This window comes from Ruegeria haliotis, assembly GCF_013377785.1.
GTDB classification, from domain to species: Bacteria; Pseudomonadota; Alphaproteobacteria; order Rhodobacterales; family Rhodobacteraceae; genus Ruegeria; species Ruegeria haliotis.
In genome coordinates, this window is sequence record NZ_JABXWT010000039.1 from 1 (window position 1) to 8,358 (window position 8,358).

At 54.1% G+C, this 8,358-nt stretch carries 9 protein-coding genes; 5 read left to right on the forward strand and 4 right to left on the reverse strand.

Going from position 1 to position 8,358, the window contains the following annotated elements; genetic code table 11:
• Positions 1 to 144: 144 nt before the first annotated feature.
• Together HW561_RS22935 and HW561_RS22940 are read right to left on the reverse strand one after the other, a co-directional pair.
• Positions 145 to 360: a hypothetical protein gene (locus HW561_RS22935; RefSeq protein WP_120634259.1), complete on the reverse strand. Its 216-nt coding sequence runs from the start codon at positions 358 to 360 to the stop codon at positions 145 to 147.
• An 11-nt stretch (positions 361 to 371) separates the two neighbouring features.
• A complete protein-coding gene (locus HW561_RS22940; RefSeq protein ID WP_176867678.1) occupies positions 372 to 1,748 on the reverse strand; it encodes an ammonium transporter in 1,377 nt (458 codons plus the stop codon).
• A gap of 340 nt (positions 1,749 to 2,088) precedes the next feature.
• On the opposite strand from HW561_RS22940, the gene HW561_RS22945 reads away from it, so the two are divergent.
• From HW561_RS22945 to HW561_RS22965, 5 genes are read left to right on the forward strand one after another with little or no spacing between them, the layout of a single operon-like run.
• Positions 2,089 to 3,234, forward strand: coding sequence for an aminomethyltransferase family protein (locus HW561_RS22945; RefSeq protein WP_176867679.1), 1,146 nt, complete (start codon positions 2,089 to 2,091; stop codon positions 3,232 to 3,234).
• A gap of 55 nt (positions 3,235 to 3,289) precedes the next feature.
• Entirely contained in the window at positions 3,290 to 3,886 is a 597-nt protein-coding gene (locus HW561_RS22950) for a dimethylamine monooxygenase subunit DmmA family protein (protein ID WP_176867680.1), read from the forward strand.
• Entirely contained in the window at positions 3,883 to 4,845 is a 963-nt protein-coding gene (locus HW561_RS22955; RefSeq protein ID WP_176867681.1) for a PDR/VanB family oxidoreductase, read from the forward strand. The genes HW561_RS22950 and HW561_RS22955 overlap by 4 nt, the downstream gene beginning before the upstream one ends.
• Positions 4,846 to 4,858: 13 nt before the next feature.
• A complete protein-coding gene (locus HW561_RS22960; RefSeq protein WP_176867683.1) occupies positions 4,859 to 5,935 on the forward strand; it encodes a heme-dependent oxidative N-demethylase family protein in 1,077 nt (358 codons plus the stop codon).
• 18 nt (positions 5,936 to 5,953) lie between these two features.
• A complete protein-coding gene (locus HW561_RS22965) occupies positions 5,954 to 6,451 on the forward strand; it encodes a GNAT family N-acetyltransferase (protein ID WP_176867685.1) in 498 nt (165 codons plus the stop codon).
• Here the strand turns inward: HW561_RS22965 and HW561_RS22970 are convergent.
• Together HW561_RS22970 and HW561_RS22975 are read right to left on the reverse strand one after the other, a co-directional pair.
• Positions 6,429 to 7,058: a helix-turn-helix domain-containing protein gene (locus HW561_RS22970; RefSeq protein WP_176867688.1), complete on the reverse strand. Its 630-nt coding sequence runs from the start codon at positions 7,056 to 7,058 to the stop codon at positions 6,429 to 6,431. The genes HW561_RS22965 and HW561_RS22970 overlap by 23 nt on opposite strands.
• A 489-nt stretch (positions 7,059 to 7,547) precedes the next feature.
• Complete coding sequence (locus HW561_RS22975; RefSeq protein WP_176867687.1) at positions 7,548 to 8,258, reverse strand: IS6 family transposase; 711 nt, start codon at positions 8,256 to 8,258, stop codon at positions 7,548 to 7,550.
• Positions 8,259 to 8,358: the final 100 nt, after the last annotated feature.

The window sequence follows — 8,358 nt, forward strand, 5'->3', positions numbered from 1 at the left end:
TGGCAGATCTCCTTGTTTGTTTCGTTACGATTCGACGGTAGCAACAAATCTGCAAGGCATCAATAATGGTAGGAAAGTTTTTTTCCTTAGGGGCAACGGGCGTGAAATCAGAAATCACGCCCGTTGCCGGTATTTATAGTTGGATCAGTATCGTTCCAGCTGCGCCTTCACCTTCTCTTCGTCGCCGGTGTGGCGGGCCTTCTCAAGGTGTTCGCCTTCCCGGACGAACTGGATGCGATGCCAGCCAATCCAGAAGACCACGCCAATGATGACCATCAGAACTTCGTAACCCTGGAAAGGGTAGACTGGCCCAACTTCGGCAAGATCAACGGCCCAACTTGTATATCCATTCGTTGACATATCTTTCTCCCTTACTTCGCGGCTACGCTGGCACGGGCGGCCAGTTCACGCTTGTCAGCTTCGATGATCGCCGCTTTGGCGTCTTCGTAGGCATGGTGTTCAGCGTAATCGAGGCCTTGCAGTTCAACCTCTTCAGGAATTCGGAGAACTCCAGCAGCGGCTTGCAGCTTGGCCACAATCCAACCGGGCATAAAGCCCAGAACAAAGAACATGATGACCGCACCGGTGATCTGGCCGATTGGGTTGATTGTGGCATAACCTTCGTATGGCGATGACGGGACACCCCAAAGGACAATACCTGCGATGATCAAACCGACAACACCGGAATACCCGTGCACCGCGACTGCACCAACAGCGTCATCCAGCTTGAACCGGCGTTCGACCCAGTAGTGCAGCTTGTAGACAATCACGACACCGATCGCACCGATGATCATCGCCTGAATGGGGTGATAAAGGTCATTCCCCGCCGAGGCAGTGATAATACCGGCCAGTCCACCCGAGAATGTCCAAAAGGCGTCGCCTTTGGAAACCACATAGGCAGCCATCAACCCACCCGACAGCGACATCAGGAAGTTGAAGGTGATTGCCGACAACGTGGTCGGGGCCAGATAGATGTTGGTTGCAGTCCAGGTTACGCCGGTGATCTGGCCGTCAATAACCTCGGGAGCAATAATGGGCACATTACACGCGGCATAAAATCCCCAGAAACCGGTGTAGATCAGGAAAATCCCGATGGTCAGCAGCCATGGGTTGTGCGGCGGAATATCCCTCGGCGTGCCATCCTTGGCGAATTTACCAAGGCGGGGGCCCAGAACCATGATCACGCCAAGCGCATAACCACCCGCGATTGCATGGATAACACCCGATGCATAGGCATCGTGGTACCCAAGAATACGCACCATCCAGCCAGCATAGTGCCAGCCCCATGCGGCATCGATGATCCAGAAGACCGACCCGATCAGAACCGCATGTACCCATAGGGCCGAAGATCTGATCCGTTCAATCACAGAGCCTGAAACGATCGAGGCGGCAGTCCACGAGAACAGCAGGAACGCGGCCCAGAACACCCCTGTGATTCTGTCGTCCAGATTGGTCGCCATCGTATTGGCCCAAGGCAGGTTCGCTGCACCCGCTTCAGTGTCCAGACCACCCCAGAACGGGAAGTTTGGAAAAGCCCAGTAGATCCACCAACCGAAGAAAAAGAATGTGACCGTTACCAGAGGAATGATCATGATGTTTTTCATCAATGTGTGCATATGGTTACGGGCTCGGCTGGCGCCGACCTCGTACATGCAAAAGCCCACATGGATGAGGAACATGAAAACGACCGTTACCCAGTAGTAAAACTCGGTAAAGACCGTCGTGAGTGCGTTTAGATTGCCATCCACTTCGTAGTCTCCCTATTGTTGCAGCAGGAGGTCTCTCTCCGGCGACTTTCCTGCTGGGAAATATTATCCACTCAAGGGACAATCTCAATGGTGACCTGTCAATAGATATGTGGGGCAAACATCTTTAACGGTCGTGTCGTACCCACATTTTGAAGGGTCGATTCTTGCCGTAATCATATGCAAAAAAAGACTTTATAGATCCTGGAAGCCTGATTTCAGGGTTCACAATTTGAAGGCAAATATTCCCATCAGGAAAAAATTCTGCACAGAAGTATTGATTTTCGATCTGACATCGGCCTCAATACGGTCAACAAAAAGCAATCAACGGGAGAGCTGAACCATGGCCATTCTTTGGAGGACGTCCGCCCTTGCGCAGCGCCATGCCGAGATCGGTGGCGAACTTGAAGACTGGAACGGTATGGGAACCGCATGGTTCTACGACCACAGCCCAGAACGCGCCAAAGCAGATTATGAGGCCATTCGAACCAAAGCGGGTCTTATGGATGTTTCGGGCCTGAAAAAGGTGCACGTGGTCGGCGAAGATGCCGCCTATGTCATTGATCGCGTTACCACGCGGAACGTGGAAAAGATCATGCCGGGCCGGTCGACCTATGCCTCGATTCTGAGCGCCGAAGGTAAGTTCATCGATGATTGCATCATCTATCGTTTGTCGGTGAATACGTGGCTGGTTGTGCACGGCACCGGCACCGGCATGGAGCAGCTGACATCGGTTGCGGCTGGCAAGAACTGCTCGATCATCTTTGACGATGACATGCACGACATGTCATTGCAGGGGCCCGTTGCCGTGGATTTCCTGGCCAAACATATCCCCGGCATTCGTGATCTGGCCTATTTCGGCATCATGCAGACCAAGCTTTATGGCTGCCCGGTGATGATTTCGCGGACCGGTTATACCGGTGAGCGCGGGTATGAGATTTTCTGTCAGGCCAAGCACGCCGTGCATCTGTGGGACAATATTCTGGCCGAGGGCAAGGATATGGGAATTGTTCCGGTCCAGTTCTCGACGCTCGACTTGCTGCGCACCGAAAGCTATCTGCTGTTCTACCCCGGTGATAATTCGGAAACCTATCCGTTTGATGGCGAAACCTGCGGTGATACGCTGTGGGAACTGGGTCTGGAGTTCACCGTTTCACCCGGAAAAACTGGGTTCATCGGGGCCGAAAACCACTACGCGTCGCAAGGCAAGGAACGGTTCAAGATCTACGGCGTCAAGCTGGACGGTACAACCCCGGCGGATGAAGGCGCGGACCTGTTGCAAAATGGCGAAAAGGTCGGTGTTGTCACCTTTGGCATGTATTCCGAGGTGAACCAACACAATGTCGGTATCGCGCGGATGCCGGTGGCCTGCGCATCACCGGGCACCAAGCTGACGGTCCGCAACGGCGATGGCACCGAGATAGCAGCAACTGCCGAAGAGATGCCGTTCTACGACCAGGACAAAGCCATCAGAACCGCAAAGGGCTGATTATCAAGGGGCGCGACGGGCACACCGTGGCGCCCTTTTCCTATCCGAGGGCAAAATGTCAAAGTTCGAATTTCCCAAGTCAATCACAAGCCGCCCGGTCTGGGGCACGCTAGAGGTTCGCTCAGGTGAACATCATCTCATGATCGCCGAGGCTGAAGGGGCCGAAGCCATTCTTGACATCGCGACACCCGACCTGATGGCTAAAACCCATCTGATCTACATTCCGAAGGGGACGGGCTACGCTGAAAGGTTGCGGGCGTTGAACTCTGCGCAGTTCTACGAGGGCCCGTCTTATGAGGCCTCGCTGCAACGCATTCGCCGGGTGCTGGAAGACACGCATATGGGCCTGCAGGTCTATCTGACCGGCACCGAAGGCATGATGGGTCAGGCCATGAGCGAGGTGATGACCGTTGGCCTGCCGCATACCGCGATCCAGACCGAACATCGCGGGTCCGTCGCGCGCCGGATGCAATGTGTGCACTGCAAGGGCATCACCGAAGATGTCGAGGTTGATCCGTTTGTCTGCGCGCATTGCGGGTTGAACCTGTTTGTGCGCGATCACTATTCCCGCCGTCACGCGGCTTATCAGGGGGTCTGCGTTGATGCCGAGGATCACGGCAACGTGCCTGAGCCGAAGGGGATTTATGAATGAGCGGTGCCGAGAAAATTCAAGTCAAAGTGACTGAGATCACCCCGCTGAACGAGCTGGTGACACGGTTCCGGTTCGAACGCGTAGGCGGTGGGCAACTGCCGACCTTTTCGGGCGGTGCCCATACTGTGGTCGAAATGCAGGATGGCGGCATCACGCGCCTCAATCCCTATTCCTTGATGTCTGACCCGTTTGATCAGTCGTCCTACACGATTTCTGTACGGCGCGATGATGAGGGCAGGGGCGGCTCGTTGTTCATGCATCAACAGGTCAAGTTGGGCGATGAAATGACCATCAGCTATCCGGTCAACCTGTTTTCGCTCGACCTTCGTGCGCGTAAACACCTGTTTCTGGCCGGTGGAATCGGGATCACCCCGTTTCTGGCACAAATCAAACAGTTGGACGTGCTACATGGCCATTGGGAGCTGCACTATGCCTGCCGCAACCACGCACTGGCATCTTACGCCGATCAACTGACGGACAGACATCCGAACGAGACGCATCTCTACTATGACGACCAGAACCAAGCGATTGACCTGAAAAACCTACTGAGCGGTCAGCCTTTGGGCACCCATGTTTATGTCTGCGGCCCCAAAGGCATGATCGACTGGGTCCGCAACACGGCGGCGGCCGAGGGATGGCCAGAGGATTGCATCCACTACGAAGAATTCCTGGCACCCAAGCCCGGCAAGCCATTCGAGGTTCGGTTGGCGAAATCGGACAAGATTGTTCATGTCGGTGAAAATGAAAGCCTGCTTGAGGCCATCGAACGCGAAGGCGTGGATGCGCCGTATCTGTGCCGGGGCGGGGCGTGTGGCCAGTGTGAAACCGTGGTGCTGGATCACGAAGGTAACTTTGTGCACCGCGATCATTGGCTGACCGATGAGGAGAAGGCAGCAGGCAAGAGAATCATGCCCTGCGTATCGCGTTTCGAGGGTAAGTCCCTCGTGCTGGACCGCTGATAGGAGGCCCAACATGACCATTCAATTCAACGACGAAACCTTCCGCGACGACTATACATTTAACAACTCGGAATGGGCGATCAAGCGCTTTCCGTTCCCGTTCCACGAAGACAGTTACATGTATTCTGTCAACATGGAGCAGCACCGGGGTGGTCCCGAAGGATCGGTGTACGAAATGCGGTTTGATGTCGACGAGCATTACGTATCCGAGATGAAAGATCGGGCAATGGTTCTGGATCAGGACCCGCTGCGCTGCCAATCGCTGCCGCATATGACCTTGGCGGGTTGGGACTTGCTGGAACTGATCATGGCCAGCAAATCCGAGGATTACCCGGACCTGTTCGAACTGCATCGCAACGGCAATCAGTGGCGTTGGATCAACAAGCCGATGGGTATCGATCACAGCTTTACCTTCATGGATGAAACCACGCTGCCTTACGGGCCGATGGAATACATCACCCGACAGGCACAGGGCGATTTCGCCGTGCTGGATCAGCGCGACGAGATGTTGTGGATGGATGCCGGTATGGTGACGACCCAAGCCGACTGGAGTCTGGATTTCGACATCGGCATGAACTTTTTCGAATGGCACGCGCCAGTTCCAAAGGCCCATGAGATGGGGATTTTCCAGCGTGCGCTGAAATTCCTGTTGAACATTCAACAGGGCGCACCGGCGCGGCGTCTGAACTGGACGATGACGGTGAACCCGCTGCTGGATACCAGCCCGGAGAACTACCACAAATGGGGCATCCAGAAAACCACGCTGACACCGGAGAACATTGCCCACAAGCAGCATCTTCGGGTTGAGTTGCAAACCTTCTTCCGCTTGCCGCGATCAAACGCGCTGGTGTTCCCGATCCGTTGTTATCTGTGCAGTTTCCAGGATCTGATGACAGTGCCCAAATGGGGTCGCCGCCTGCACAGGGTCATTCGAGATCTGCCCGAAGAACTGGCCACCTATAAAGGGTTTATCGACAACCGCCCGATGATGCTGGACTATCTCAGCCAGTTTGATGACGGGCTGCCGACTTCTCCAGGAATCTGGCCGGATTTGGAAACGGAACCGCCCTTGAAAAGTAAGCTGGCTTAGAGAAACTTCCTGGCTCATATGACTGATCCGGACAAAACGCCTTGGCTCATTCCCAGCGATGGCTTCGCATTGTATGATGCGCTTGCACTGCTTCGTGTGTCATTTCAGTTCATGGATGGCCGGATCGACCCTCCGTCTTCCGTCCACCGTTTAACCGTGGAAGGGATGCAGGCGCATTGCTACAGCGGTGGTGAAATCTGGGCCATCGGCCGACCGCTTTTTGCGTGCATGTTTCTGACACCTAAATCCGACAGCTTGTATCTGGGAAAGTTGGCCGTGAAGGAAGGCATGCGGGGGCAGGGTATCTGCCGCACGTTGGTTGATCATGCCGCAATCCGTGCAGCAGAGCTTGGTCTGCCCGCGTTAGAACTGGAAACGCGCGTGGAACTTGCTGAAAACCATCGTGCCTTCTCAAGGTTGGGGTTTACGATTGTGAGCACAGGCAGCCACGACGGTTATGGCAGACCTACGGATTTCTTGCTGCGTAAGTCGATCAATTTGTCTGCGGATAGCTAATCACCGAAATGTAGCGCGCTGGCAGATTGACCAACCGTTCCGGACCATGCGGTGCGTCGGCGTCAAAGAACAGGGTATCACCTGGCTTTAGTGGGTATTTCTGGTCCCCGTGGCGGTAATCCACCTCGCCTTCCAACATGTATATCGTCTCGATGCCGCCATGTTGGAAAGTTGGGAACACGTCGGACTCGGCAGTTAACGTAATCAGATAAGGTTCTACAATCACACCTGAGCCATTGGCACCAATATGTCCCAGCAGATTGTATTGGTGGTTGGCGCGTGTTCCCTCTCGCTCCAGTTCGACGCCTTCACCTGCTTTTGTGTGAACCGCCTCGCGACGCTCTTCGAACTGTCGGAAGAAGCTTGTCAGAGGAACCGAAAGCGCATCAGCCAACGACTGTAGTGTCGTCAAGGAAGGCGACGTATTTCCGTTTTCGATCTTTGACAGCATGCCAATCGACAATCCGGTCAGCTGAGCCAATTCCGCGACCGTTATGTTTTGCTGTTTGCGAAAGGCGCGAACCTCGCGGCCAATGGCAACTTCAAGAACTTTTTCTCTGTCACCCGAACGAACGGAATGTGGGTCCTGTGTCAGATTTGCCGCCATTTCTTTGTCGTTTTTTTTCAATTCCACACTTTCAACGTCTTGCTACACTTGACCAATTTGGTTCTGCAAGCAGGTGCGGCGCAATACACAATCCAATTCGGACTAAAATAGCACCTATTTTTCCTGATAGTAAATAAACATGCTGACAGAGAAATGGCCAGAAATCGGATTTCCACTGTTTGACGGTTTTCCGATGGTGTGCCTGACCTCGGTGATCGAACCTCTGAGGGCCGCGAATGAGATCGCGGGGTAAGAGGTATTTTACTGGTCGCTTGCGATTGAAAGCAGCTGAATAGTCAGCTAAAGTGCCAATGCCCGGTTCGAGATTGAACGTAATCTGTCGGATTGTCGGTCGATTGACATCCTTTTTCTAGTTGGCAGTCCGACCTCGGGTTTCGGCGATCCGGGTCTGGGGAACGGAATGCCGCGTATTCTGGCTCTGTCGCAAACTCGCACTTAGCTGAAGATTATCCTATTAACCGGACACAATTATCCGGCGAGAGTCGCAAACTGCGCGAAACCATCGCCCTCCAATTCGAACTGTTTCTTTCGGATCATCTGAGCGACCTCGATGCCATCGAGCGTCGCTGCCGCTGACGGGAAGGATTTGAACCCAAGCATCGGTCGCGTTCGCCGTTTGATAAAGCGATGGTCTTGCTCAATTTGGTTGTTGAGGTACTTGGATCTCACTGTGGTGATCTTGGTTGGGCACCCAAATCGCTTGAGGATCTTGTTTACTTCACTGATTCCGGCAGCATTTGCTCCGCTCTTGTCAATCACGATCCGCAACGGAATGTCGTTGTCGGCCAATGCCTTCGCGAAGAATGTCTTTGCTGCTGCAGTGTCGCGATATTCAGACAGCATGAAATCAAGGGTTTTCCCGTCGCGATCAACCGCACGATAAAGATACATCCACTGGCCGCGCCCTTTGAGATAGGTTTCGTCCATGCACCAGGAAACTGCGCAGGACTTCTTTCGCTTATGCGCTTCGATCGCGACCAGGGGCGAGAATTTCACCACCCATCTGCTGAGCGTCGCATGATCAACCGCGATGCCGCGCTCGGCCAGGATCTCCTCCAGATCTCGCAAGGACACCGAGTATCGCAGGTAGAAATAGACCGCGTGAAGAATGGCCTGCTTTGGAAAATGGCAACCTTTGAACGAGACCACACTGGACACCTGCTCCACAAATTTTCCCATACATCATGTCGGTCGGGGGTACTCTAGGTGTTCAGTCCCGGCATCTGGTGGATCGGATTTAGGATGAATCGATCTGGCTCAGAAGTCCAGATTTTACAGA

What these genes read in the sequence shown, in the direction of transcription:
- HW561_RS22935 (WP_120634259.1), bottom strand. Translation starts at nt 360, where the DNA reads ATGTCAACGAATGGATATACAAGTTGGGCCGTTGATCTTGCCGAAGTT.
- HW561_RS22945 (WP_176867679.1), top strand. Translation starts at nt 2,089, where the DNA reads ATGGCCATTCTTTGGAGGACGTCCGCCCTTGCGCAGCGCCATGCCGAG.
- HW561_RS22950 (WP_176867680.1), top strand. Translation starts at nt 3,290, where the DNA reads ATGTCAAAGTTCGAATTTCCCAAGTCAATCACAAGCCGCCCGGTCTGG.
- HW561_RS22955 (WP_176867681.1), top strand. Translation starts at nt 3,883, where the DNA reads ATGAGCGGTGCCGAGAAAATTCAAGTCAAAGTGACTGAGATCACCCCG.
- HW561_RS22960 (WP_176867683.1), top strand. Translation starts at nt 4,859, where the DNA reads ATGACCATTCAATTCAACGACGAAACCTTCCGCGACGACTATACATTT.
- HW561_RS22965 (WP_176867685.1), top strand. Translation starts at nt 5,954, where the DNA reads ATGACTGATCCGGACAAAACGCCTTGGCTCATTCCCAGCGATGGCTTC.
- HW561_RS22970 (WP_176867688.1), bottom strand. Translation starts at nt 7,058, where the DNA reads ATGGCGGCAAATCTGACACAGGACCCACATTCCGTTCGTTCGGGTGAC.
- HW561_RS22975 (WP_176867687.1), bottom strand. Translation starts at nt 8,258, where the DNA reads ATGGGAAAATTTGTGGAGCAGGTGTCCAGTGTGGTCTCGTTCAAAGGT.